General features: G+C 62.3%; 26 protein-coding genes and 2 tRNA genes. 20 read left to right on the top strand and 8 right to left on the bottom strand.

The genetic code is table 11. The features are described 5' to 3' along the window. Positions 1-302: 302 nt before the first annotated feature. The 5 genes from D4A92_RS12795 (at position 303) to D4A92_RS12775 (ending at position 1,966) form a co-directional block, all read left to right on the top strand. The gene (locus tag D4A92_RS12795; protein ID WP_203013699.1) at positions 303-542 is read left to right on the top strand and encodes a hypothetical protein; all 240 of its coding nucleotides are present in this window, start codon (positions 303-305) and stop codon (positions 540-542) included. Between the two features lie 103 nt (positions 543-645). After that, positions 646-894 carry a hypothetical protein gene (locus D4A92_RS12790; protein WP_203013697.1) on the top strand — a complete coding sequence of 83 codons (249 nt, stop codon included), beginning with the start codon at positions 646-648 and terminating at the stop codon, positions 892-894. Between the two features lie 119 nt (positions 895-1,013). Continuing rightward, positions 1,014-1,262: a hypothetical protein gene (locus D4A92_RS12785; protein ID WP_203013695.1), complete on the top strand. Its 249-nt coding sequence runs from the start codon at positions 1,014-1,016 to the stop codon at positions 1,260-1,262. A 97-nt stretch (positions 1,263-1,359) separates the two neighbouring features. Continuing rightward, positions 1,360-1,608 carry a hypothetical protein gene (locus D4A92_RS12780; protein WP_203013693.1) on the top strand — a complete coding sequence of 83 codons (249 nt, stop codon included), beginning with the start codon at positions 1,360-1,362 and terminating at the stop codon, positions 1,606-1,608. Positions 1,609-1,717: 109 nt separating this feature from the next. Further along, positions 1,718-1,966, top strand: coding sequence for a hypothetical protein (locus tag D4A92_RS12775; RefSeq protein ID WP_136538455.1), 249 nt, complete (start codon positions 1,718-1,720; stop codon positions 1,964-1,966). An 89-nt stretch (positions 1,967-2,055) separates the two neighbouring features. Here the strand turns inward: D4A92_RS12775 and D4A92_RS12770 are convergent, their stop codons facing one another. Continuing rightward, complete coding sequence (locus D4A92_RS12770; protein WP_203013691.1) at positions 2,056-2,487, bottom strand: RrF2 family transcriptional regulator; 432 nt, start codon at positions 2,485-2,487, stop codon at positions 2,056-2,058. Positions 2,488-2,708: 221 nt separating this feature from the next. Between D4A92_RS12770 and D4A92_RS12765 the strand changes: the two genes are divergently transcribed. The 5 genes from D4A92_RS12765 (at position 2,709) to D4A92_RS12745 (ending at position 9,132) form a co-directional block, all read left to right on the top strand. Then, entirely contained in the window at positions 2,709-3,455 is a 747-nt protein-coding gene (locus D4A92_RS12765) for a phosphoadenylyl-sulfate reductase (protein WP_203013688.1), read from the top strand. A gap of 209 nt (positions 3,456-3,664) precedes the next feature. Continuing rightward, entirely contained in the window at positions 3,665-4,621 is a 957-nt protein-coding gene (gene cysD, locus D4A92_RS12760) for a sulfate adenylyltransferase subunit CysD (protein WP_203013686.1), read from the top strand. Position 4,622: 1 nt separating this feature from the next. Then, positions 4,623-6,110: a sulfate adenylyltransferase subunit CysN gene (gene cysN, locus D4A92_RS12755; RefSeq protein ID WP_203013684.1), complete on the top strand. Its 1,488-nt coding sequence runs from the start codon at positions 4,623-4,625 to the stop codon at positions 6,108-6,110. Positions 6,111-6,256: 146 nt separating this feature from the next. Next, entirely contained in the window at positions 6,257-7,165 is a 909-nt protein-coding gene (locus D4A92_RS12750) for a MerR family transcriptional regulator (protein WP_203013682.1), read from the top strand. A gap of 275 nt (positions 7,166-7,440) precedes the next feature. After that, on the top strand, positions 7,441-9,132 hold the full coding sequence (locus D4A92_RS12745) for a methyl-accepting chemotaxis protein (RefSeq protein WP_203013680.1): 1,692 nt from the start codon (positions 7,441-7,443) through the stop codon (positions 9,130-9,132). A 39-nt stretch (positions 9,133-9,171) separates the two neighbouring features. On the opposite strand, the gene D4A92_RS12740 is transcribed toward D4A92_RS12745, so the two are convergent. After that, positions 9,172-10,212, bottom strand: coding sequence for a LacI family DNA-binding transcriptional regulator (locus tag D4A92_RS12740; protein ID WP_246753939.1), 1,041 nt, complete (start codon positions 10,210-10,212; stop codon positions 9,172-9,174). Positions 10,213-10,497: 285 nt separating this feature from the next. Beyond that, positions 10,498-10,574 (bottom strand) — tRNA-Pro (locus tag D4A92_RS12735). Positions 10,575-10,913: 339 nt separating this feature from the next. Here D4A92_RS12735 and D4A92_RS12730 point away from each other — a divergent pair. After that, positions 10,914-11,333: a hypothetical protein gene (locus D4A92_RS12730; protein WP_203013678.1), complete on the top strand. Its 420-nt coding sequence runs from the start codon at positions 10,914-10,916 to the stop codon at positions 11,331-11,333. A gap of 446 nt (positions 11,334-11,779) precedes the next feature. Continuing rightward, positions 11,780-12,040, top strand: a complete 261-nt coding sequence (locus D4A92_RS12725) for a hypothetical protein (RefSeq protein ID WP_040300825.1) — start codon at positions 11,780-11,782, stop codon at positions 12,038-12,040. 42 nt (positions 12,041-12,082) lie between these two features. On the opposite strand, the gene D4A92_RS12720 is transcribed toward D4A92_RS12725, so the two are convergent. Beyond that, positions 12,083-12,871 carry a phosphate/phosphite/phosphonate ABC transporter substrate-binding protein gene (locus D4A92_RS12720; RefSeq protein ID WP_203013675.1) on the bottom strand — a complete coding sequence of 263 codons (789 nt, stop codon included), beginning with the start codon at positions 12,869-12,871 and terminating at the stop codon, positions 12,083-12,085. A 35-nt stretch (positions 12,872-12,906) separates the two neighbouring features. Beyond that, the gene (locus tag D4A92_RS12715; protein WP_203013673.1) at positions 12,907-13,830 is read right to left on the bottom strand and encodes a fatty acid desaturase; all 924 of its coding nucleotides are present in this window, start codon (positions 13,828-13,830) and stop codon (positions 12,907-12,909) included. A gap of 242 nt (positions 13,831-14,072) precedes the next feature. Here D4A92_RS12715 and D4A92_RS12710 point away from each other — a divergent pair, with 242 nt between their 5' ends. The 7 genes from D4A92_RS12710 to D4A92_RS12680 all read left to right on the top strand — a co-directional run bounded on the left by D4A92_RS12710 (position 14,073) and on the right by D4A92_RS12680 (position 21,869). Beyond that, positions 14,073-14,588: a sigma-70 family RNA polymerase sigma factor gene (locus D4A92_RS12710; protein WP_203013671.1), complete on the top strand. Its 516-nt coding sequence runs from the start codon at positions 14,073-14,075 to the stop codon at positions 14,586-14,588. A 172-nt stretch (positions 14,589-14,760) separates the two neighbouring features. Then, positions 14,761-15,771, top strand: coding sequence for a FecR family protein (locus D4A92_RS12705; protein WP_203013667.1), 1,011 nt, complete (start codon positions 14,761-14,763; stop codon positions 15,769-15,771). A gap of 140 nt (positions 15,772-15,911) precedes the next feature. After that, complete coding sequence (locus tag D4A92_RS12700; protein WP_203013664.1) at positions 15,912-18,206, top strand: TonB-dependent receptor; 2,295 nt, start codon at positions 15,912-15,914, stop codon at positions 18,204-18,206. A 73-nt stretch (positions 18,207-18,279) separates the two neighbouring features. Continuing rightward, positions 18,280-19,191 (top strand): siderophore ABC transporter substrate-binding protein, encoded by a 912-nt coding sequence (locus D4A92_RS12695; RefSeq protein ID WP_203013662.1) that lies wholly within the window; start codon positions 18,280-18,282, stop codon positions 19,189-19,191. Then, positions 19,191-20,168 carry an ABC transporter permease gene (locus D4A92_RS12690; protein WP_203013660.1) on the top strand — a complete coding sequence of 326 codons (978 nt, stop codon included), beginning with the start codon at positions 19,191-19,193 and terminating at the stop codon, positions 20,166-20,168. The genes D4A92_RS12695 and D4A92_RS12690 overlap by 1 nt, the downstream gene beginning before the upstream one ends. Continuing rightward, positions 20,161-21,105: an iron chelate uptake ABC transporter family permease subunit gene (locus tag D4A92_RS12685; protein ID WP_203013658.1), complete on the top strand. Its 945-nt coding sequence runs from the start codon at positions 20,161-20,163 to the stop codon at positions 21,103-21,105. The genes D4A92_RS12690 and D4A92_RS12685 overlap by 8 nt, the downstream gene beginning before the upstream one ends. Then, positions 21,102-21,869, top strand: a complete 768-nt coding sequence (locus D4A92_RS12680) for an iron ABC transporter ATP-binding protein (RefSeq protein WP_203013657.1) — start codon at positions 21,102-21,104, stop codon at positions 21,867-21,869. Before D4A92_RS12685 ends, D4A92_RS12680 begins: the two co-directional genes overlap by 4 nt. Positions 21,870-22,129: 260 nt before the next feature. Here D4A92_RS12680 and D4A92_RS12675 read toward each other — a convergent pair whose 3' ends face one another. Both D4A92_RS12675 and D4A92_RS12670 read right to left on the bottom strand, forming a co-directional pair. After that, complete coding sequence (locus D4A92_RS12675) at positions 22,130-23,830, bottom strand: ABC transporter ATP-binding protein (RefSeq protein WP_203013655.1); 1,701 nt, start codon at positions 23,828-23,830, stop codon at positions 22,130-22,132. Between the two features lie 248 nt (positions 23,831-24,078). Beyond that, positions 24,079-24,153 (bottom strand) — tRNA-Gln (locus D4A92_RS12670). A 172-nt stretch (positions 24,154-24,325) separates the two neighbouring features. Between D4A92_RS12670 and D4A92_RS12665 the strand changes: the two genes are divergently transcribed. Next, complete coding sequence (locus D4A92_RS12665; RefSeq protein ID WP_203013653.1) at positions 24,326-24,886, top strand: type 1 glutamine amidotransferase domain-containing protein; 561 nt, start codon at positions 24,326-24,328, stop codon at positions 24,884-24,886. Between the two features lie 77 nt (positions 24,887-24,963). Here D4A92_RS12665 and D4A92_RS12660 read toward each other — a convergent pair whose 3' ends face one another. Next, a complete protein-coding gene (locus D4A92_RS12660) occupies positions 24,964-25,290 on the bottom strand; it encodes a hypothetical protein (protein WP_203013650.1) in 327 nt (108 codons plus the stop codon). Positions 25,291-25,310 lie beyond the last annotated feature (20 nt).

Here is a 25,310-nt window from a genome sequence, read left to right as displayed (position 1 = left end):
GATCAATCAGGGTGATTGGAGGACCTGCCCCTCGCCTCCCTACCCCACATCATCGTCACAAAAGGGTGATTGTGACAAAAAATAATCGTTGTATGTCATAGTTAAATGACGGTGTCTTTCCAGCCTAACCCGCTGTTTTTCCTCAATCCTTCATTCAAGTATCCTCCATGATACCGGGCACTTTCACCGAACCAATCAGTTCGATTGTGCGCAAAGGGGTATTGATTTCCCAATCGCAATACGCCAAATACATCTCATCGAACCGAGCAGTTCGATTACGCAAGGTTCTAAAGGCCAACACAATGAAGACCATCGCAGCAGCACTCCTGACCACCATCGCAGCCGCTTCGGCCGCTTTCGCGATCGAGCCAGTCCCAGGCTCAATCACCTATGGCGGTGCGCAGCCAAGGCTCGAACAGGCACCCGCCGGTTCGAACTTCTTCCACACCTTCCATCTCAACGGCACGGAAGTCCATGAGATCTACAAGGTGAATGCAGACCGGACCGTCTCCCTCGTCTCCCGTTCGACGTCGAACGACTGACGGCACGCAGGACGATCCCCATCAAGGGTAGACGCTACCCATGACCACAATCTAGAGCTGATAACCTGAGGCGTAACTCAATCTTAGATAAGGAAACCTGACCATGAAGACCATTCTTTCTGCAGCCCTCATCACCCTCGCAGCCGGCTCGGCCGCTTTCGCCTCCGTCCAGCCGATCCCGGGCTCGATCACCTATGACAACCCGAACGTCCAGCTGGAGCGGGCGCCCGCCGGTTCGACCTTCTTCCACACCTTCTCGGACGGCAGCGGTCGTGACGTCAACGAAGTCTACAAGGTCAACGCCGACCAGACGGTGACCCTCGTCACCCGCACGATCTCCAACGCTTCGTAATCTCGAAGCGCATCAACCCAACACGCCTCCCAAGACGTGAAGACCTCCAGCGGCAGGCTTGGCCCACTCCACCGCCCCGAGCCGCCGCCCCACAAGAACGCTACACAAGGACTATCACCATGAAGACCATCATCTCCGCAGCCCTCATCTCCCTCGCAGCCGGCTCGGCCGCTTTCGCTTCCGTCCAGCCGATCCCGGGCTCGATCACCTATGACAACCCGAACGCACAGCTTGAGAAGGCACCTGTTGGTTCGACCTTCTTCCACACGTTCTCAGACGGCAGCGGTCGTGACGTCAACGAAGTCTACAAGGTCAATGCCGACCAGACGGTGACTCTCGTCACCCGCACGATCTCCAACGCTTCGTAATCAGCGCGCCTCCCAGGACGCACCCTTCGGCGGCAGGCTCGGCCCCTCCCCTCTGACACTGAGCCGCCGCCCACAAAACGCACAAAGGACCATCACCATGAAGACCATCATCTCTGCAGCCCTCATCTCGCTCGCAGCCGGCTCGGCCGCTTTCGCTTCCGTCCAGCCGATCCCGGGCTCGATCACCTATGACAACCCGAACGCCCAGCTCGAAAAGGCTCCCGCCGGTTCGACCTTCTTCCACACCTTCTCAGACGGCAGCGGTCGTGACGTCAACGAAGTCTACAAGGTCAACGCCGACCAGACGGTGACCCTCGTCACCCGCACGATCTCCAACGCTTCGTAATCAGCGCGCCTCCCAGGACGCAACACCCTTCGACGGCAGGCTCGGTTTCCCCTCCCCCTTCCCCCCAACCGGGCCGCCGCCAACCCAACGCTACACAAGGAACACGATCATGAAGACCATCATCTCTGCAGCCCTCATTTCCCTCGCAGCCGGTTCGGCCGCTTTTGCAGCCGTCCAGCCGATCCCGGGCTCGATCACCTATGACAACGCCAATGTTCAGCTGGAAAAGGCACCCGCCGGTTCGACCTTCTTCCACACCTTCTCCAACGGTGACGGCCGCGACGTTCGCGAAGTCTACAAGGTCAACGCCGACAAGACGGTGACCCTGGTTAACCGCACTGTTTCCAACGCTTCCTGATTCAAGGGTGCGTGGTGGGCCTCGGGGCTTCGGTCCCGGGGCCTTTTTTGCATTTTTTGATATCGTGAAGGACTTTCGGCCTGTCCCTTTCAGTGGGCAGGTTCGGTGACTTCGCCTGCGGCATCCGCAAGGCTCGTCGAGAGCAGCACCGCCCGGGTCTCGTCGGCCACGCGAGCGAACACCCGGCGGATCTCGCAATCGGTCTCGCCATCACAATCCTCGCAGCGGCGATAGGCGGTGAGCGAAAGGCAGGGCAAGGGTGCGACGGGACCGTCGATCAGGCGCAGCACTTCGCCATAGGTGATCTCGCTTGCCGGCCGGTGCAGCAGATAACCGCCCTGTTTTCCACGCCGGCTTTCGACCATGCCGCCACGTTTCAAATCCAGCATGATCTGCTCGAGAAACTTCTTCGGGATCTTTTGGCGGTCGGCGATATCGGGAATCTGGATCGGCTCGCCCGGCTCTGCGCGAGCGAGGAGTGTCAGCGCCCTCAGCGCGTATTTGGCTTTCTGTGTGATCATCGAGCGTCTAAATCTGCCAGAACCGGTGCCACAATCGTGGGTCCGGCCATAGCGCAATTTGCCATGGCATTCCACGGATCATTTCGACGCTGCGGCACGAATTGCCGCGATAGGCGCGTGAGAGAGAGATATTTGCTCTTTGTCCGCGCCTCCGCGCATGTCGATTTCTGTCCGCCCCGCCGCTCATGCTGGATAATGGCACGACTGAGCAGGGAACCGACATGACCATCAACACCTCCGCAGACCTGGCCAGGGCACTGGACCAGCAACTCGCATCCGCAGACCTCACCGAACGCCTGCGCATCGTAGCGAGCCTCGATGGCCGCGCCGTCTTCACGACGTCGCTCGGCATCGAGGATCAGGTGATCACGGCAGCGATCGGGCTTGGCCAGCTACCGATCGATGTTTCGACGCTGGAGACCGGGCGGCTGTTCAAGGAAACGGTCGACCTGATCGCCGAGACCGAAGAGCGCTTCGGCATCGCCATCAAGCGTTTCCATCCGCACCAGGACGACATCGACGCCTATGCGGCGAAATTTGGTTTGAACGGCTTTTACGAAAGCGTCGAAGCGCGGCATGCCTGCTGTCATGTGCGCAAGCTGGTTCCGCTGGCGGAGGCGCTGTCAGGCGCCCGCTTCTGGATCACGGGCTTGCGCCGCTCGCAATCCGGCAACCGGGCAACCACGCCCTTTGCCGAATATGACGCCGAGCGCGACCTGATCAAGGTCAACCCGCTGGCCGACTGGTCGCTCGACGACATCAACGCCTATGTCGAAGCCGAAAGCGTGCCGATCAATCCGCTGCATGCCCGAGGCTATCCGTCGATCGGCTGCGAGCCCTGCACAAGGGCAATCAAGCCTGGCGAGCCGGAGCGCGCCGGCCGCTGGTGGTGGGAGAATGACGAGAAGCGCGAATGCGGCCTGCATGTGCCGGAGGCGGCGACGTCTCTGGTGCCAACGCCGGCTTGAGTTGAGACTTTAGAATTCACCCCCCTCTGTCACTCCGTGACATCTCCCCCACAAGGGGGGAGAGCGGGGCGCCAGCCACTCGCCTCCCTGCCTGGACTGGGCGCTAGGGAAGCGGATTTCGGTCTCCCTCCTTGTGGGGGAGATGCCGGCAGGCAGAGGGGGGTGCCACGAAATGCCATCGTCGATGGCCATCAAGGCAGACAGAGACCATGCACACGCACACATCCGAATTCGATCCGCATTCGCGCGACCCGATCACCAAGCCGCCGCTCGATCCGCATCTGAAGGCGCTGGAGAATGAGGCGATCTATATCTTCCGCGAAGTGGCGGCCGAGTTTGAAAAGCCGGTCATGCTCTACTCGATCGGCAAGGACTCGTCGGTGCTCCTGCATCTGGCGCGCAAGGCCTTCTTCCCCGGTCGTGTGCCCTTCCCGCTGTTGCATATCGACACCGGCTGGAAATTCCCCGAGATGATCGCGTTTCGCGATGCGACGGCGGAGAAGTTCGATCTCGACCTCATCGTACACACCAATCCGCGCGGCAAGGAAGAAGGCATCGGTCCCTTCAGCCATGGCTCGGCCTATCATACCGACGTGATGAAGACGGAGGCGCTCCGCCAAGCACTCGATGCCGGCAAGTATGACGCGGCCTTCGGCGGCGCGCGCCGCGACGAGGAAGCCTCCCGCGCCAAGGAGCGCATCTATTCCTTCCGCACGCCCGACCATAAATGGGATCCGCGCAACCAGCGCCCGGAACTCTGGAACATCTATAACGGCATGATCCGCCGCGGTGAAAGCGTGCGCGCCTTCCCGCTGTCGAACTGGACCGAGGTCGACATCTGGCGCTACATCCAGGCCGAAAACATCGAACTGCCGCCGCTCTATTATGCGAAGAAGCAGAAGTATGTGGAGCGGGACGGGATGCTGATGTGGGCCGAAGATCCGCGCTTCGAAGCGCTGCCCGGCGAACAGATCCAGGAAGGCATGCTGCGCTTCCGCACCCTCGGTTGCTGGCCGCTCACCGGCGGCATCCGCTCCCATGCGACCACCCTCGACGAGGTGATCGCCGAACTCGAAATCGCCACCGTCTCCGAACGCCAGGGCCGCGCCATCGACCGCGACCAGGCCGGTTCGATGGAAAAGAAGAAGCGCGAAGGATATTTCTGAGATGACCGCTCAAGCCAACACCGCCCTCGCCGCCGAAATCCTCGAGGTGCCGCACGCCGAAGCCGCAGCGGTCATTCGCGACAGCCGTCCGCTGCGTCTGATCACCTGCGGCTCCGTCGATGACGGCAAGTCGACGCTGATCGGGCGTCTGCTGTGGGATACCAAGGCCGTCAAGGAAGACCAGGCGGCGACGCTGCGTCGTGATAGCGGCCAGCAGAACGACCTTGGCCTGCCCGATTTCGCCCTGCTTCTCGACGGGTTGCAGGCGGAGCGCGAACAGGGCATCACCATCGATGTCGCCTATCGCTATTTCGCCACCGACCGCCGCTCCTTCATCGTCGCCGACACGCCCGGCCATGAGCAGTACACCCGCAACATGGCAACCGGCGCCTCGACGGCGGATCTCGCCATCCTGCTGGTCGATGCCCGTGCCGGACTGCTCGAGCAGACACGCCGCCATGCCACCATCGCCTCACTGATGGGCATCAAGCAGTTCGTGCTGGCGGTGAACAAGTTCGACCTCGTGGCTTATGACCGCGCCGTGTTCGACCAGATCAGCACCGATTTCAAGGCGCTCGCCTTGTCGCTCGGCGTGCGCCAGGTGACCGCGATCCCGATGTCGGCGCTGAAGGGCGAAAACGTCGTCTATTCCGCGCGATCGGTGATCCCGTGGTATGAAGGACCGACGCTGGTCGAGACACTGGAACTCGCCACGCTGCGTTCCGGCCAGTCGACCGGCTTCCGCCTGCCCGTCCAGCGCGTTTCGCGTCCGGGTGAGAGCTTCCGCGGCTATCAGGGCACGGTTGCCGGCGGTGCCGTGAAGCCCGGCGACAGCGTCGCCATCCTGCCCTCCGGCCAGGTCGCCAATGTCAAGCAGATCGTCACCTTCGACCTCGTGCGCAACGCCGCCGTTTCCGGCGATGCGATCACCTTGGTGCTCGACCGCCAGGTGGACGTGGCGCGCGGCGATATGATCGTCTCGCTCGATGCCCAGCCGCAGACGGGCCTTGCCTTCGACGCCCAGATCGTGGCCCTGCAGCCCGATGGCATCGTGCCCGGCAAGCGCTACTGGCTGAAGGCCGGCTCGCGCCGCCAGCGCGTGCAGGTCGAGCCGGTACAGCAGCTGGATCTCAAGTCCGGAAAGTGGCAGTCAGCCGACATGCTGCAGATGAACGCGATCGGCAAGGTGCATCTTTCCTTTGACGAGACGGCGATCTTTGACCCTTACGAGCTGAACCGCGGCACCGGCGCCTTCATCCTGATCGATCCGGACACCAACAATACGGTGGCTGGCGGGATGATCACCGCCAAGCGCACCGAACTCGGCGGGCTCAACGCCCATGAGGGGCGTGTGATCCTGTCGCTGCCGGCGGATCTCGCCGAACAGCTGTTGGCGACCGAGCTGCTCGCCAACCGGCGCGACGAGGTGGAGACACGCCGCGTGACGACAAGTGCGGCACGGCAACTGCTCGACGATATCGACGGTTGATCGGCCGCTTTTCGGCTGAACCGCTACACCCGATTGAGAACGGCTCGCCTTGCGCGGGCCGTTTGCGTTTCGAGCCGCTGTTGCCAACCTGCTTTTCTTCCTGAAATGACACGCTAATATACGATGCAAATCAGCTAGGGGCCGGCATGCATCGCAACAGGCAGCAGGAACGGGAAGTGTTGATCGGCCTGGCCGAAACGCTTGCCACGAGCGGGATCTCGAAACTTCTGCTGCATGCCTGGGAACGGCGCTACGGGATCGAGCCTCAAGAGCGCAGCCCTACAGGACGGCGCTTCTATACACGCGAACAGGTGGAACGGCTGCGGCTGTTGAAGTCCTGCAGCGACGGCGGCTATCGGATCAGTTCGCTCGTTCCCCTCTCCAACGAGGCCTTGTTGCGGCTCGAATGCGAGTTGGCAGCCCGTCAGGCGCTTTCGGAAATCATCGACGCCATACAGGCTCTGGACAGCGATCGTCTGCAGGCGCTGTTGCAGACCCGCGCCGAAACCGAGGCGCCCGAGCAATTCATTCGGGCCACCGCCTTGCCGCTGATGCGCGAAATCGGCTCCATGTGGGCCGAGGGCGAGGTATCGATCGCGGCCGAGCACATGACGACGGCGCATATCAAGCGTATCCTCGGCGGGCTCTTCGACCGATGCCCGATGCCACCACCCGATGCACCGCGCCTTGTTGCCACGACCCCGGAAAAGGAGGATCACGACATCGGGGCGCTGGTCGCGACCCTGCTCGCGCGGCTCAGGGGCTGGAATGCGCTGTTTCTTGGGGCAAGCCTGCCGGCCAGCGAAATTGCCGATGCAGCCCATCGGCGTGACGCCTCCTGCGTCTGTCTGAGTGCCCTCACCGGACGCAAGGCAGGCTTGCAGCGCCATCTGCAGGCGCTGCGATCGGCACTTTCGCCCGACATCGACATCTGGATCGGCGGGGCGGCTTACGCGAACCTCGCTCCGATGGCTGGCGTCTCCTTCATGTCCAATATGGATGTCTTCCTGGACGCTCTGGCAACGGCCGCCCCGGCGCTTCCGAAGGCCGAGTGAGCGCAGCCCTCACCTCGCACTCAGGTTTCCCTTCTTCCTGACGCCCCGTCCCCCAGCAAGGCTGCGAGTTCGTTCGCCGCCGGATCGTCCAGCCTGTTTCTCGCTGCCCCGTCCGACCCGGGTCCAGCATTGTCGGCAACGGCCATTACAAGATTTCGCATGAAAGATAGACAAGGCATTCATATTTTAGCTCTTCATTTATTTTTTGTATGCATTTTACCTCCATCTGATTTTCGCGGAACCAGCGGAGGGGCTGCTGGGCGATTGGAGGACACATGGGATTTCCGGGCTTCTCGAATGCACGAACTGTTGCCAAGACCCTGGCGCTCGATGCGCTCCAGGCAAACGTCATGGTGGCGGACGCCAATCTCAACATCACCTATATGAACCCCGCCGTCATGGAGCTGCTCAAGGAGGCCGAAGCCGACCTGAAGAAGGAATTGCCGAAGTTCAGCGTTGCGAGCCTGATCGGCAGTAATATCGACGTGTTTCACAAGAACCCCTCGCATCAGCGCAACATGCTGGCCGCGCTGAAGAACCGCCACAGCGCGACGATCACCGTCGGCAACCGGGTATTCGACCTGCTCGTCACACCGCTCAAGGAAGGTTCGAAAACGGTGGGCTTCGTGGTCGAATGGGCCGACGCCAAAGCGCGCCTGCTGAATGTCGATTATGCAGCACAGATTGCCGCGATCTCTCGCTCACAGGCAATCATCGAGTTTACCGTCGATGGCAAGATCACGAGTGCCAATCAGAACTTCTTCAACCTGATGGGCTATTCGCCGGCGGAGATCATCGGGCAGCACCACAGCATGTTTGTCGACAAGGCGCATGCCAATTCCGAGGAATACAAGAAGTTCTGGCAGACGCTGCGTGATGGCCAGTATGTCGCCGCTGAGTTCCCGCGCATGACCAAGGGAGGCAAGGAAGTCATCATTTCGGCTTCCTACAACCCGATCCTCGACATCCACGGCAAGGTGGTGAAGGTGGTCAAGTTCGCGACCGATGTCACCGCGCGCGTACGGACCGTGAGCTCGCTCGGCGATGCGCTGAAACGCCTCTGTTCCGGTGACTTCGGCTTCCAGTTGACTGAACCCTTCTCCGCCGAATTCGAATTCCTGCGTCACGATCTCAACCGATCGGTTTCGCAGCTCTGCGACACCTTCCGGGAAATCTCGGCCAGTGTCGAGCTGATCAGCCAGGGGACACGGGAAATCACCCAAGGCGTCGGCGACCTCTCACGGCGCACCGAGAGCCAGGCGGCCAATCTCGAGGAAACGGCCGCCGCGCTTGAGGAAATCACCGCCAATGTCGGCTCGTCCGCCCAGCGTGCGCAGGAGGCCCGAACCGTCGCCGGCTCGGCCAAGGCAAGCGCCGAAAAGTCGGGCGACGTCGTGGCTCATGCCGTCGATGCGATGAGCCGCATCGAGGATTCCTCGTCGAAGATCTCCAACATCATCGGCGTGATCGACGAGATCGCCTTCCAGACCAACCTCTTGGCGCTGAATGCCGGTGTCGAGGCGGCGCGTGCCGGTGAGGCCGGTCGCGGCTTTGCCGTCGTTGCCCAGGAGGTCCGCGAACTCGCCCAGCGCTCAGCCAAGGCTGCCAAGGAGATCAAGGATCTCATTCAGAATTCGGCCACGGAAGTCGCTTCTGGCGTGAAGCTCGTCAGCGACACCGGCGGGGCGCTGAAATCGATCAGTCAGCTCATCGTCGAGATCAACGACCATGTCGTTGCCATTTCCACTGCGGCGCGCGAACAGTCGTCCGGTCTGGTCGAGGTCAACAGCGCCGTGAACGGCATGGACCAGATGACCCAGCAGAACGCGGCCATGGTCGAGGAAAGCAGTGCCGCCGCCTCGACGCTGTCGACGGAAACAGACAAGCTGCGCGGCATGATCGGGCAGTTCAATCTCGGCGACCAGCAGTCCGGCGCGGCTGCCTTCCGGATGAACAGGGCTGCCTGAGCGGCCCAGACACACGTGCCCGCGCGGACGACCCTGGTGTCATCCGTCGCGGGCCGTCGATCCCCGCGACACAAGCTGATAGCCGAGATCGACGACCTTTGCCGGATAGGCTCCCGATCCGGAGGCGCGGATGATCATGTCCACGGCGCGGTAGCCGATCTCGTAGCGGGGAACGCGCACCGACGTGATCGCCGGAAAGGCAAAGCCGGCATATTCGAGATCGTTGAAGCCGCAGATGCCGAAATCACCGGGGACGGCAAGCCCCCGCCGCTGGCATTCGAACAACACGCCGAGCGCAATATCGTCATTGTGGCAGAAGGCGGCATCGGCATCCGGAAACTCGTTTCTCAGCCGATCCAGCAAATGACAGCCGAGGCCTACGCTTGTGCTGCTGTCGATCGAAAGCACGAGGGCCGGATCAAAAAGCCCGGCCTCCTCCAGCACGGCCTGAAAGCCCTCCTGCCGGCGCCGGCCACGAAAATCCCAGGCACCACCCAGCATGGCGATGCGCCTATAGCCCTTCGCAAGCAGATGCCGGGTTGCCGTTTCGGCGGCCAGACGGTGATCGATGCCGATTGCCATATCCGTCGGCTGGCGGCTGACATCCATGATCTCGACCACGGGGCACGGCGCGCGACGCAGGAGATCGTCGATCGCGGGATCGCCGATCTGGCCGACATGGATGAGGCCGGCGGGGTTCTGCGACATGAAGAAGCGCAGCTGGCGTAGCTGATCCTCGCTGTTGCTGTCGGCGTTGGCATATTGGATGCGCAGGTCGGAGGGACGAACGCGGTCCTCGATGCCGCGGATGAGGGCGAGGAAAGCGTGGCTGGTCAGGCCGGGCGAGAGCACGCCGACGAGACCGCTGTTCTTGCTGGCAAGGGCGCGGGCCGCAAGATCGGGCACATAGCCCATCTCCTCGACAACCGTCAGGATCGTGTCGCGCAGCTGCGGCGAGACTTTTTCCGGGTCGCGCAAGGCGCGGGACACGGTGATCGCGCTGACACCGGCCCTTTGCGCCACGTCGGAAAGGGTCACCTTGTCCTGGCGCTGACGACGTTTTCTCGTCCCTGGGATCATGCTCACCCGACCAGTTTGATTGCAATCATTGGTGGCAGCCTCGGCCGGACCAAACACCCCCGCCCGCCTCGTCGAATACAATTCAAGATAGCCTAATCTTCCTTCCTCAGCAATGACTTGCAGAGGCAATCCCCATCCAGGAGCGAAATTGGGGAAGTGTATCCGCTACCACTGTTTGCAAGATATACAACTTGACCGGACGAGAGATACGGACAGCCGACGCCGCAGATCAACTGCGGGCAGTTCTATATCAGGGACAAGTGGGGAAATTTCGGGAAATTAAACTGGTCGGAGTGGAGTGATTCGAACACTCGACCCCCACGTCCCGAACGTGGTGCGCTACCAGACTGCGCTACACTCCGTGACCAGCGGCGCTTCTATAGACCAGCGATTTTCGTTGCACAAGCAGGGAAACGAAAAAAGCGGCTAGAAAGTTGAAGTTTTCGTGACAGGGTCTGCATGTTGCTGAATTCATTACCAGAAGAGTCCGCGGTGACGAGGCTTTGACCTGGCACGAGCACCGCCCGGCGCGCCGGACTGCGGCGCGGCGTTGCGGGGAAGTCACCTTTGGAAAAATTGCACGGCACAAGGAGTCACGACCGTTTCGTCTGCGCCGGTTTCGCAGTAAAGCAGGTGTGGGCCGAATGCGCCCGGCGGCATGGCGCCGACGACGGCCCTCATGGGTTCAAGGGACAGTGACAATGAATTTGCTGAAAAGCACGACGACGGGTCTGATCGCAGCGCTTTGCCTGGCTGCTGCAGGCTGCACGACGGTGGGTGGAGCACCGACGAACGAGATCGAAACGCGCTGGAACGGGCAGCAAGCCGGGGCCTTCTTCGCCAAGTTCGGACCGCCCGTCTCGGATGCGGCCTCCGGTACGGCAACACTCTATACCTGGCGCGGCGGCTTCAAGACCCGGGTCGTGCCCGCGACATACGAGGATCTCGGCGACGGCAAAAGGGGCAAGATGCTGACCCGCGCGCGCACGGAGTATCTGCGCTGCGAAGTCCAGCTGACGGTCTCCTCCGACTACATTATCCGCAGCGTTCGCACGGTCGTCGACCGTCCGGGCACAAATGGCGGCAAGAGTTACTGCGCGGAGTTCCTGACGGCGAGCTGATCCCCGCCGCGCACTCCAGAAAATGGAAAAGCCTCCCGCCAGCATGGCGTGGAGGCTTTTTCTTTCCAGGTCCGGTCCAACCAGACGGGCTTCGTGGCATGGGCCGTGCACCAATCGCCGCCGGGGCCTCATGCCCTCTGAACACCCGGTTTAGGGCGTGCGCGGGAGGACGCCGTGGATGACGCCCTCCCCGATACGCAATACAGAAACCGAGCGCTTCGCGACGCACTACCTTGGTGGAAGCCCCCCTTTATAGGAAGATCAAGGTTAACAGTTACCTTACAGACCGCAGAATTTATGGTTAATTTTCAGTGATCTAGCTGACGAGAGAAATAACGCGTTGTAATTCTCGTCGCCCTTGAAAAAGCCTTGGAAACCAGGGGCAGCAGCATTTCGTGATCATTTGCGCACTTGACGATGTTCTTGTTTTGTTCAAGATCACGATCATGACCCAGACGATCGATACCCTTGGAAAAGCGCTTCGCCACAACATGCTGGTGGTTGCCACCTGTCGTGAATGTCAGAACCAGGGTCGGTTTCTCGCCAAGGATCTCGCAAGCTTCTACGGCCACGGCCGCGACCCCTTCTCGCTGAAGTTCCGCTGCAAGCAATGTGACACGCGCAACTGCAAGATCACCCTGATGGACAACCCTTACGACCGTACGCCGGAGACCATCGTCTGGCGCCCGGTGAAGGTGAAGCTTTGAGTTAACGGGTGCTCCCGAACTGCCACGGTCTCGGAAGGAAGCCTAGCGCAGATCCGGATAGCCCGCTGCGATCGCCGCCTGTTCATGCGCGAGCAGGATGTCGTAGGCGCTCTCGTCCAGCACCGTCACGTCCTTCAGCCCGAGGGTTTGACGGACCTTGTCAAGTTCGGGTGCGACGATGGCGGCCTTCAGTGCGGCGCGGAGTAAGTCGATCTCATGATCCGAGGCCGACAATCTGGTGATGAAGGGCAGATTGGGGCCGCGCGGGGTCTCAGCGAGGATGACAAGGCCGCCGATCCGTTCCGGGACATGGCGGCGCAGGAGATCATAGGTGATGCAGTCGATCGCCGCGAGATCGGCCTCACCACTGCGAACAGCCTCGATACTCGCGAGATGGCCACCGGTCTCAAGGATTTCGGTGAAGAAGGCGCGGCCGCCGGCATAGGGGGCGATTGCCGCGCGCAGCAGATTGTAGCCGGAATTGCTGCCGGTTTCGTTGATCGCGGCCCTCAGCCCGCGGCAGGCTGCAAGGTTTGCCGGGGCGTCCTTCTCTCTGACGATGATGAAACTGGACATGTCAGCGCCGGAGCAGCCCGGCACCTCGTAGACCGGGGTGGCGACGAGGCGGACCCTGCCCTTCAGATGCTTGACGAAGGGGAAGCCGCAGGTCTGAGCAAGGACGAGGCGCGGATCGAGCCAGGCCTCGTGGTGGGGCAAGATCTCGTCCAGGATCTCGGGCAGGCCGACCATGCCTGCACTGCGCAGATGGTCGCGCAGGAAGGCCCAGAGCACCCGCTGCGCCTCTGCCACCACGGATGGCGCGACATACATCCGCAGGCTCGCAAGCCTGTTGTCAGGACGCGCGGTCAGGAGTGCCTCGGATGGGTCGGAGCGTCATGTTTCCTGAAAAGGAACCGGCGCGCGACATCGAAATAGCCGCGATAGACCAGACCACCGTTCAGCCGCACGAGAAAATCGCGGTGCCGCTCATAGATGCCGGGCAGCATGTACCAGGGCAGCGCCGGCACGCGGTGATGCAGCACATGCAGGTTGTTGTAGAGGAAGAGCAGGCCGAAGAGCGGGCTTCTCTCGACGATCGCCGTGCGCTCCTCGTGATTGTCGGCAAAGCGGTGTTCGGCATAGGAGCGCAGACGAGACAGCGCCGTGCCGGAATAGACGAAGCCGAAGAAGAAGAGCAGGAAAGGCATGTCGCAGACGATGAGCACCCACCAGAGCACGATGGCCATACCGACACCATGCCAGGCCCAGAGGCGCCGGCTATCGCCCTCGCCGCGGATCACCTTGATCGCCTCGTGCCAGAGGAAGGAAGCGAGGATGATCGCCGGACCCACCGTCAGGCGGCCGATCAGGGTCAGATTGAATTCCCACAGCGTCCGACCAGCCCAGCCGAAACGCTCCCAGTCTGCTCGGGTGAAATAGTAGGATTCCGGGTCCTCGATCGGATCGGTCAGGTGTTCGTCGCGGTGATGGGCAAGATGGCTTTCTCTGTAGACATGATAGGGCAGCCAAAGCGAAATCGGCGGAAACCCGATCGCATCGTTGAGCCATTGATGGCGGGTCGGATGATGGTGGATCACCTCGTGCTGCAGCGACCCATGCCAGGCGATCAGCCAGGCCCCCAAGGGCACAAGGATCAGAAGCGGAATGTCGCGCCAGAAATAAGTGAGGGCGATAAATCCCCCGTAGATCAAAAAGGCCAATGCGACGGTCAGCCATTCGATGCGCGCAATGCGCGGTATTGCGATCTCACCCTCGGCAAGATGTGCCATGCAGTCCCCATAGACGAATCCCCTATGGAAGTTCAGATTAACTGAGTCTGTGGGAGCCTGATGGAACAAAAGCGGCAAGGCACGGCGCGAATTGAGCAGAAATGCTGGAAATATGAGGGTTTGCGCCACCGAGGAGCGCACCTCCGGGGCAGGCCGTCAGTGTGATTGAATCACCCGGATTAATCGGCTAAGCGAAAGCTTCCTTTTATTCTCACATTTAAACTGGCGACACCGAACGCAAGATGGGCGCAGAAACCAAGAGCCCCCTTGAGGTTTTCCTCGAGAACAGAACGGCCCTGGTGAGCTATGCAGCCCGGCTCTTGGGCTCGCGTGACCAAGCGGAAGACATCGTGCAAGATGCCTTTCTGCGGCTGAAGCCGGAGGATGGCGTCGGCTATGCGCCGCGCCAGATCCTCGCCTATCTCTACAGCATCGTGCGCAATCTCGCTTTCGATCAGCTGAAGCGACGCAATGTCGAGACGCGCGGGCGCGATGTCGATCCGCCCTTCTGGATCCTGCCGCAAGATCCGGGCTCGCCCGAGGAGACGGTGCTTTTCGCCGATCAGGCACGGGTCGCCAGCGAGGCGCTAAAGGGATTACCTGCGGACATGCGCCGGGCGATCGAACTCTACCGCATCGAAGGCTGGACGCTGGAGGCGATTGCGGGCGAACTCAAGATTTCGGTTGCGACGGCCCATCGGCTGATCCGCAGCGGCATGGTCAAGATCGCGCTCTCCATGGATCGGGCGAGCCATTGATGGGGGCGACACTGAAAAATGGCGGGGGAAAGATGAAAAAAACCAGGGCGTCGATCGTATCTTCAATAGGCACGGATAAAGGTGCGATAGGTGCGGCCATGTCGTGCGGTGACGGCGGATCGCGTGCCGTCGTGGCGAGACAGGAACGCAGCAGTCAGGGAACGGTCGGCCGGTGAGCGTCACGGATCATCCACAGCAGCAGCAGCAGGAGCGGCTTCTCGAAGACGCGATGGACTGGCTGATGCGCCTCAACGAGGCGCCGACGGATGCGACGCTGATCGCGGCCTGGGAAGACTGGCTGGAAGCCTCTGAGGCCCATGCCGGAGCCTGGACCCGGATCTGTCGCACCTGGGCGGTGCTCGGCGACATGCCGACTGCCGCGCCGGAACCTGTTCTGCCGGTCATCGCCGCCGTCCCGAGCCGATCCACATCTAGGCACGGCTGGCGGTTCTCGCGCCGCGGCTTCGGTCTGGCGGCCACCACCTTGATGTCTGCGGCACTGGTCGCAGTTTTCGTTGCTCCTACCGTCCAGACACGCCTCGAGGCGGATTTCCGCACCGGGGCCGGCGAGACGCAGATCGTGACGCTGGCGGATGGATCCAAGGTGACGCTCGCCCCTGAAACGGCGCTGGCCGAGGACTTCGACGGAGGCGCGCGGCATGTCCGTCTCATCTCCGGCGAGGCGTTTTTCGAAGTCGAACGCGATACCGCCCGCCCCTTTGTCGTCGCGGCGCCGGATGCATCGGTCCGCGTGCTCGGCACGGCCTTCAGCGTGCGCGATACCGGTCACGGCACGCGGGTGGAACTGGCGCATGGGGCGATCGCTCTGACGCCAGAGGCGGCAGAAGACCGCACAGAACTAACGCTCCAGCCCGGCGACGTCGTGAATGTCGAACGTGCCGATGGCAAGGCGGAGCGCAGCCAGGTCGACCCCGCCGACATCGCGCTCTGGCGGACGGGAAAGCTTGCCGTCACCGACCAGCCGCTGGGCGACGTCGTGGCGCTCATCCAGCGCCAGCATTCCGGCTGGATCGTCATGCCCGAAAGCGACATTGCCGCTTTGAGGGTGACCGGCCTCTATGATCTCAGCGATCCCGACAAGGCGCTGATGGCGCTTGTCGCACCCTTCGGGCTGCAGGTCCGCAAGGCCTCGCCCTATCTGCGGATCATCTCCAGTCGATAATTTTTAGGTTCAATATCAATCGACTAGATGGAAAGAGGCATACCAGACGCAAAAAATTCGGACGACACTGAAAAACTTGTCTGAATTACTCGTATTTTCATCTAAGCAGAGCCCAGATCGGTTTCTGCATGGAAATGAGTATGCGTTCGACGAGACTGCCCGCGAAGCAGGACGCCTTGATCAGCGCGGCGTTGCGCCGCCGGCTGACGGGGACGGCTTGCGCGCTTTCGCTTCTGGCGGGGGCCTCCAGCCTGCCAGTCGCGGCGCAGACGGCAGCCGGTAGCGAGACCGTGCAGGCGTATGACATTCCGGCACAGCCACTTGCGAACGCATTGCGCGCCTTTGGGCAGCAGTCAGGGCTGCAGGTGTCGCTCGCGGCGGAGCTTGCCCGCCACACGCGCTCGGCCGCCGTCTCCGGCGCCCTGACGATGGACACGGCGCTCGCGCAAATGCTCACCGGAACCGGCCTTGCCTATCGCATCGAGGATGGCGTCGTCGTCATCGGCGCCACGTCGCCCGCCCTGCTCGACGATATCTCCGCGACGGATGGTTCGACCGTGATCGACGAGATCAAGGTCACGGATCGGCGGATCCAAGGCGGCGTCAGCACAGTCACTGTTGACGCCGAAGCGCTTGCGGAGCGCAATCCGTCCGACATCGCCGATGTCTTTCGCGACACGGCGGGCGTCAGCGTCGGAAGCTCGATCGCGACCTCGCAGAAGGTTTTCGTCAACGGCCTCGAAGAGACGACGCTTGCCGTCACCATCGACGGCAGCCGGCAGAACAACCGCGTCTTCCACCACAATGCTACCAACCTGATCGACCCCGCCCTGTTGCGCAGCGTCACCATCGACGCCGGCATCGCGCCGGCCGATGGTGGTCCCGGCGCACTTACCGGCTCGATCGCCTATGAGACCCGGACCGTGAAGGACCTGCTGCCCGTGGATGGTTTCGGGGGACTGGTGTCGGAGACCTATGACAGCAATGCCCAGACCTTCACCACCGGGCTCGGTGGCTGGGCGATGCAGGACGGGTTCGAATTCCTCGGTTTTCTCAACTATGGCAAGGGAGAGAATTACCAGGCCGGCAATGGCGAGGAGGTCCGCGGCACCGCGACCAACCTTTTGAGCGGCCTTGGCAAATTCGCCTACGAAGCGGAGAGCGGCGAGCGTTTCGAGATCAGCCACGAGCGCATCCGCGACGATGCCGAGCGGCCATTCCGCGCCAATGCCAGCGTGGTGACCACCGGCCGCAGCTGGGAACCGCGCTACAGAAACTACAAGCTCGACCGGGACAACACCGTCTTCACCTATAGCGACACCACGCCGGAAGGCTGGTGGGATCCGCTGGTTCGACTCGCCTATAGCCACAGCGCGGTCGAAACGCCTGTTTATTTCGATGACGGCAGCGGCAACCCGGCGTCCTATGCGGGCCGGGGCGCAAGCGGAAGCCTGAACGGACGCGTGCAGAACAGGTTCGCGCTCGAGAATGGTGATCTCGTTGCCGGTCTCGATTTCTACAGCGACCGGATCGAGCTCGATACGGCACGCGACGCGGAGGATGCGGCAGAGACGGCCCGGAATATCGGGGTCTATGCCCAGGCCCGTCTCGAGCCGTTCGACACCATGCGACTGTCCTTCGGCGGGCGGGCCGATCGGCAATGGTTCGAGGGCACCACGGGCCAGACATGGGATCATGCGGGCCTGAGCGGCAATGCCGCGATCGAATACGACCTCACGAGCGTCCTCACGGCAAAAGCCGGCGCCTCGCATGTCTGGGCCGGCATTCCCTTGGCGGAAGCCTTCATCATGAACCCCGGCTGGTCCTATGGCGCGGCAGGGCCGGAGGTGACGACCGCCGACAACCTGATGGCCGGTCTCGAATTCCATCACGATGGTTTCACGGCGGAAGCGAGCCTTTTCCGCAGCCGTATCCACAATGCCCGCGTTGCCAAATTCGCGGTGGCGCTCGCCAACCAGAACTACGAGGTGGAGACCGAGGGCTTCGAGCTTGCGGCGGGCTATGACTGGATCGACGGCTTCATCAAGGTGAAGTATGCGCATGTCGAGGCCGAGATCGACGGCCGTCCGGCCGATTCCGATACCGGCAATTACCTGACCACGCCGGTCGGCGACATCATCGTGCTCTCGGCTGGCCATAGCTTTGCCGATTGGGGTGTGACCATCGGCGGCGATGTCGAGATAGCGCCGGAATACACCTCCGGCGATGCGACCTACCGATCCTACGAGGTCGTGAACCTCTATGGCGAATGGAAACCCGAGCAACTGCCGCACATGACGTTTCGCGCGGAGGTGCAGAACCTGCTGAACGAGACCTATGCGAGCCGCGCAACCTACGGCCAGGAATTCGGCAATGTGACGCCGCTTCACGAGAAGGGGCGAAGCTTCCTTCTCTCCGTCAAGGCGACCTTCTGACAACAAGACTGCATCGCGCCTGAAGGCGCGAGGCTAAACCACGACCACCTGCTTACGTTTCGGAGAGACTGCGATGACCATCCGCCCCTTTACCCGCCGCGCGCTGATTGCCGCCGGCCTCACCCTTGCCGCCCTGCCGGCGCTGGCACTCGATGTCGAGACCTATACCGGCAAGGTCACTGTCGAGGGAACACCGTCGAAGGTCGCCGTCTTCGACATTGCCGCGCTTGATACGCTGCTGGCCATCGGAGTCATGCCGGCGGGCGTTCCGGAAAACCTGTATCTGCCGGAACTCTCGGACCTGAAGGGCAAGACCGAGGTCGTCGGCGATATATTCGAGCCGGATCTCGAAGCCCTGAGTGCGCTTGAGCCCGACCTTATCATCGTCGGCGGTCGCTCCTCCGGCAAGGAGAAGGAAACGGGCAAGGTCGCGCCCTCCCTCGACATGACCATGGACGGTGTCGACGTGATCGAGCAGGCGCGCGAGCGGGCCTTCACCTATGGCGCGATCCTCGGAAAGCAGGTAGAGGCCGAAAAAGCCGTCGCCGATTTCGACGCAGCGCTCGCCCGCGCCAAGGCCGCCGTTCAGGGCAAGGGCAAAGGCCTGATCCTGATGACCAACGGGCCGAAGATCACCGCTTACGGGATCGATTCCCGGTTCGGCTGGGTGCACAAGGCGCTCGACCTGCCGGCAGCGGTCGAGGATGTCGAGGCCGCCACCCATGGCGAGCCTGTCTCCTTCGAATTCATCGCCAAGGCCAATCCGGACTGGCTGCTGGTGCTCGACCGGGCCGCCGCCATCGGCGCCAACGACCAGAATGCCAAGGCGACGCTCGACAATGCGCTGGTCGCCGAGACCACGGCCTGGAAGAGCGGTCAGGTGATCTATCTGCCGTCGGCGGATTTCTACATTGCAGCCGGCGGATTGAAGGCCACCGAACGGGTGCTGGCGACGATCGAGGCCGGTTTCTCCGCCAGCCAGTGATGTCTGCCATCGCTGATAGACCACATCGCCGCGTGATGATTGGCGCCGGGCTCTGCCTGGCGCTTCTCGTCGTCTTGAGCCTCGCCATCGGCGTGCAGGAGCTGTCGCTCTCCGGCAGTGACGGGGCGATGCCCTTTGCCGATCTCATGGCCATCAGCCGGCTGCCGCGCACGCTTTCCGCCGTGCTCTGCGGCGCAGGGTTGGCGGTTGCCGGCCAGATCATGCAAACGCTGACGCGCAACCGCTTCGTCGAGCCCTCGACGGCTGGCACCGCCCAGAGTGCGGCGCTCGGCATCCTGATCGTGACACTGTTCCTGCCGGCCGCCGGCCTTGGTGTGAAGGCCCTCGTCGCCAGCGGCTTTGCGCTTGCGGGCACAGCCCTCTTCCTCGCGACCGCCCATCGCCTGCCGCCGGAACAGCCGCATCTCGTACCGCTTTTCGGCCTTGTCTATGGCGGCGTGGTGGGGGCTGCCGTCACCTATGTCGCCTGGCAGAGTGATCTCCTGCAATATCTCGACATCTGGACCAATGGCGAATTCTCCGGCGTGCTGAAGGGCCGCTACGAATTGCTCTTCGTCGCCGTCATCATCGTCGGCTCTGCCATCGTGATTGCCGACCGGCTGACGATCATGGCGCTCGGGGAGGACCAGGCGACCAGCCTCGGCATCGATTATCGCCGCATGACCCAGATCGGGCTGGTGCTGGTCTCTGTCATGTCGGCGCTCTCGGTCGTTGTCGTCGGGCTCATCCCCTTTGTCGGCCTCGTCGTGCCCAATCTCGTCTCGCGTATCTCGGGCGACAATCTGCGCGGCACGCTGCCGCTCGTGGCGCTCGGCGGGGCAATCCTCGTTCTCGCCTCCGATATTGCGGGCCGCGTCATGCGCTTTCCATACGAGATCCCCGTCGGCACCGTGATGGGCGTGATCGGACCTGCGGTCTTCCTCTGGTTCATCCTTCGGGAGCGCCGCGATGCGTGACCGGATCGTGATTGGCCTTCTAATCTGTCTTGCGCTCTTGGCCATCATCGCCTTCATGACGGTCAACCTGCGCGGCAATATCGCTTTTGCGCTGGAGCTGCGCGGCATCCGGCTTGCAGCACTTGTGACCGTCGCGGTTGCCATCGCGCTCTCGACCGTCACCTTCCAGACGATCACTGGCAACCGGATCCTCACCCCGTCGATCATGGGGCTCGACGCGCTCTACCAGTTCGGTCAGGCAGCCCTCGTCTTTGCGCTTGGCGGGCTGGGTTATGTCTCGCTCTCGCCGCATCTGAAGTTCGGCATGGAGGCACCAGCCCTGATGCTGCTCGCCATGCTCATCCTCTGGCCGGCGCTGAAAAGCCGGATGGACCTGACACTGATGCTGCTTGCCGGCGTCGTGATCGGCGGGCTCTTCCGCAGCCTCACCAATCTTCTGGCCCGGCTGATCGATCCGCAGGAATTCGCGGTGGCGCAACGCGCGATGTATGCGAATTTCTCCGCGCCGAATACGGATCTGCTTGCCATCGCAGCCCTCGTCACCGCGATCGCAGGCGCCTTCCTCGTCTCGCGTCGCCATCTGCTCGATATCGCCGCACTCGGACGCGACACGGCGATCGGCCTCGGTCTCGACTGGAACCGGGTGGTGCTGGTGCAGCTCATCACCGTCTCACTGCTGGTCGCCGTCTCCACAGCACTCGTCGGCCCCGTCACCTTTTTCGGCCTGCTGATCGCAGCGCTTGCCGAACGGCTCACATCCTCGCGCAGGCATGGCACCGTCTTCGTCGTTGCCTCCGCTCTCGGCGTGATCGTGCTCGTCGGCGGACAGACGCTGTTGCAGCACGGGCTTGGTCAGGCCGGCACGCTCTCTGTCGTCGTCGACTTCGTCGGCGGCCTTGTCTTCATTCTGCTTCTGTTTGCGAGGCGCACCCGATGATCGAAATCCAATCCGTCAGCCTCGATCGCGAGGGCCAGCGCGTGCTCGACGGCATAGACCTTGTTCTGCCGAGGGGTGGCCTCACCGCTCTGGTCGGCCCAAACGGTGCTGGGAAATCGACGCTGCTCTCGCTCGCAGCCCGGCTGCTGCCGGTGCAACAGGGGTCCATCACCATCGACGGACTGCAGGTCGGCTCGACACCCGGCAAGGTGCTCGCCAAAAAGCTCGCGATCCTCCGCCAGGATTCCGGCCCGCCGCCACGCGTCACCGTACGCGAAATGGTGGGCTTCGGCCGCTTTCCGCATAGCGGCGGGCGGATGACGGCCGAGGACAAGGCGATGGTCGAGGAGGCGCTTGCCCGTTTCGAGCTCGAAGGGCTCGCCAACCGCTCGCTCGACCGTCTCTCCGGCGGCCAAAGGCAGCGGGTGATGGTGGCGATGACCTATGCGCAGGCGACCGACTACATCCTGCTCGACGAGCCCTTGAACAATCTCGACATGTATCACGCCCGCCAGCTGATGCTGGAGCTGCGCCGGCTCGCCGACGAGACTGGCCGCACCATCGTCATCGTGCTGCATGACATCAACCATGCCTCGGCGAGCGCCGACCGGATCATTGCCATGAAACATGGCCGGATCGAAGCCGATGGCACGCCCGATCAGATCATGCGGACAGAGGTGCTGGAGGCGATCTACGGGTTTGAAGTGCCGGTGGTCGAAACCGCCGGCATGCGGCTTGCGCTGCAATATGCCCGGATGGCCTAGGCGCGTAAGCCGTCCTTGGTCCGAAGCGCGCTTATGTGGACGGCTGCAGTTGGGCCATCGGGAGAAAACTCCCGGCGGGTTATCGGCGGCATCTCAGCCGCGCGATCCCCGCCGCCTGCACTAGGTTCTGATCGAAACTGCGGTGAACTGCGCCTGCCGTGAGCCCACATTGACACATCGACCGACCGGCTCGATCAGGGGCCAAACCAGCCATCGATTACAGATGAGGCCCCGGGCAGAGGAGCCCCACCCACGCTCCGTCAGGCAGCGAGCCTGGCATAGGCGCCTTCCCGCTTCATCAGTTCGGCATGGTTGCCGACTTCCACGATACGGCCCTGCTGCATGACGACGATACGATCGGCATTGCGGATGGTGCCGAGCCTATGGGCGACGACGAGCGTCGTGCGGCCTTTGGAAAGTTCCTCCAGTGCCGACTGGATCTCGCGCTCCGTCGTGCTGTCGAGGGCCGAGGTCGCCTCGTCGAGCAAAAGGATCGGCGGATCCTTGAGGAAAGCGCGGGCGATCGCGACGCGCTGCTTCTGGCCGCCTGATAGCATGATGCCGCGCTCGCCGACGATGGTGTCCAGACCTTCCGGCAGGTTTTCCAGCATGGTCGACAACTGGGCACGGCGGCAGGCCTCCAGCACCTCTTCGTCGCTGGCACCGATCCGGCCATAGACGATGTTTTCCCGCAGTGTTCCGCCGAACAGGAAGACATCCTGCGAGACGAGGCCGATCTGGCGTCGCAGGCTCTCGACAGTCATGTCCGGCAGCGCCAGACCGTCTATGGTGATGGTGCCCGAGGTCGGCTCGTAGAAGCGCGGCAAAAGTGACAGAAGCGTCGATTTTCCGGCTCCGGATTCACCGACGAAGGCGATCGTCTCGCCCGGCTTCACATGCAGCGAAATGTCGTGCAGGACGGGGCGGCCGGGCGTGAAAGCGAAGGAGAGGTTGGAGAAGATGATCTCGCCTGATAGCGTCGAGACCGGGCGGGCGTTCGGGCTGTCGGTGATTTCAGGTTCGGTGGCGAGCAGATCCAGGTAACGGCGGAAGCCGGCGATGCCGCGCGGATAGGTTTCGATGACGGCGCTGATCTTGTCGAGCGGGCGAAAGAAGACGCCGACCAGAAGCAGGAAACCGACAAAGCTGCCGGTCGTCATGGCGCCCGAGAGCACATAGGCCGAGCCGATCACCATGATCACCACCTGGACGAAGCGCATACCCATGTAATGCAGCGAGGACGAGGCGGCCATGACCTTGTAGGCGTCGAGCTTGGTCTTGCGATAGCGGGCATTGTCTTTCGCAAAGAGTTTCCGCTCATGATCCTCGTTGGCATAGGCCTGGACCACGCGAATGCCGCCGATCGTTTCTTCCAGCCGAACGTTGAAGGCGCCGATGCGGCCATAGATCTCCTGCCAGGTGCGGGTCATGCGGCTGCCATAGATCGAGACGATGGCAACCGTGCCCGGAACGATGAGCGCCGTGACCAGCGCGAGCTCCACATGCAGGTTGAGCATCAGGATGAAAGCGCCGACAAAGGTCATGATGGCGATGAACAGGTCTTCCGGCCCGTGATGGGCGACTTCGCCCACTTCCTCCAGGTCACGCGTGACGCGCGCCACCAGTTTGCCGGTGCGGGCCGTATCATACCAGCGCCAGGAGAGCGTCGTCAGATGTTCGAAGGCCTTGGCGCGCATCGACGTTTCGATGTTGATGCCGAGCTTGTGGCCCCAATAGATGACGATGGCCATGAGGGCCGCATTCACGACATAGATGGCGAGCAGGCCAGCGGAGGCCATCAGCGTCAGCGTCCAGTTGCCGGTCGGCAGCAGCCTGTCGATGAAAGCGGTGACGGCAAGCGGGAAGGCAAGCTCCAGGAGGCCGGAGACAACAGCACAGGAAAAATCCAGCCAGAAAAGGCCTTTCCACGGGCGATAATAGGCGAAAAACTGTTTCAGCATGCGAAGTTCCTGCAAGGTCTGCCGGGTGATCAATGGCGCTGGCGGGCGGCGGATGCAGGGTAGGATCAACTACGGCAAAGGCCGCATGGGCATGCAATATATAACAATTTCAGTCAAGTTATGGATTTTTGCAGGTCAGCCGTTTGCGGCAGGTAAGCCGGGAGATGCCCACGGTGGTCATGCAGCGTGGCGGACGCGAGGACTTGGTCAGGGCTGATTGTCCGAGACATGAGTGGTGGCTTAGACAATGGCTGGGGCGCCAGGATTCGAACCTGGGAATGCCGGTACCAAAAACCGGTGCCTTACCGCTTGGCGACGCCCCAACAGAGTTGCAGGCGGAAAAGATGCGCTGCAAATCGCGGCCTGATTAGCAAAGCGAAAGCCGGGCGGCAACACCTTCGGAAGGAGGAACGTGCGTTTTTCCCGGAACGATGCGGCGGCGGCGTCGTTTCCTTGTCATCCTCGATGAGAAAAACCCAACGACAAGGATATCCCATGCCTTCCATCACTTCCGCCCGCATCCTCATTCTCGCCACCCATGGCTATGAGCGCTCCGAGCTGCGCGTGCCGCTGGAACAGCTCACCGCCAAGGGCGCCAAGGTCAAGATCGCCTCGCTGGAAAAGGCGCCGATCAAGAGCTGGGACGAGGATAACTGGGGCGACACCGTCGATGTCGACCTCACCCTGGAAGAGGTCAATCTCGATGACTTCGACGCTCTGGTCATTCCCGGCGGCCAGATCAATCCCGACCTCCTGCGCAAGGAGCAGAAGGCCGTCGACGTGGTGAAGACCTTCGTCAATTCCGGCAAGGCGGTCGCCGCTATCTGTCACGGCCCATGGCTTCTGATCGAGGCTGGCGCCGTCAAGGGTCGCAAGGCGACCTCCTTTTCCTCGATCAAGACCGACATGATCAATGCCGGTGCCGACTGGCGCGACGAGGCCGTGGTCACGGATCAGGCTATCATCACCTCGCGCAATCCCGGCGATCTCGATGCCTTCGTGGCGAAGATCGTCGAGGAGATCGAGGAAGGCCGGCATCAGCGCCGCGCCGCCTGATCGCTTCTGCAGACAATACGAGAGACCCGGCGGGCAACCGCCGGTTTTTTTGTGTTATGCCTGCGCTCACGGCATCTTCAGCCCGGAACCGAGGGCACCTCGCGCTTCAGATCCGGCTCGTCATGGAAGAAGGTGAGTTGCAGCGTTGCCATGCGCTCAATAGCGGGATCGCTGACATCACCCAGCCCCTCCGGTGGCCCAACTGAAATGCCGCCCTCTTCCAATGCGTTGACCAGCGTGCCAAATGCGCCGGCCGGCAGCGTCATGCGGATCGTGTTCATCAGGTTCGAATACATGCGCGTGTCGTCGATCCAGCCGCCGAGGCGGTTGACGGTGTCGAAGACGAAACTCGTTGCGGCCTTGCGCTCGACGTGCGTCACGGCCGTCAGCATGACGATGGCCATGGCCCTGATTCTTTCCCCTC

The sequence above is a fragment of the Rhizobium rosettiformans genome (assembly GCF_016806065.1).
Lineage (GTDB): Bacteria > Pseudomonadota > Alphaproteobacteria > Rhizobiales > Rhizobiaceae > Allorhizobium.
This window is presented reverse-complemented; position numbering and strand designations above follow the sequence as displayed.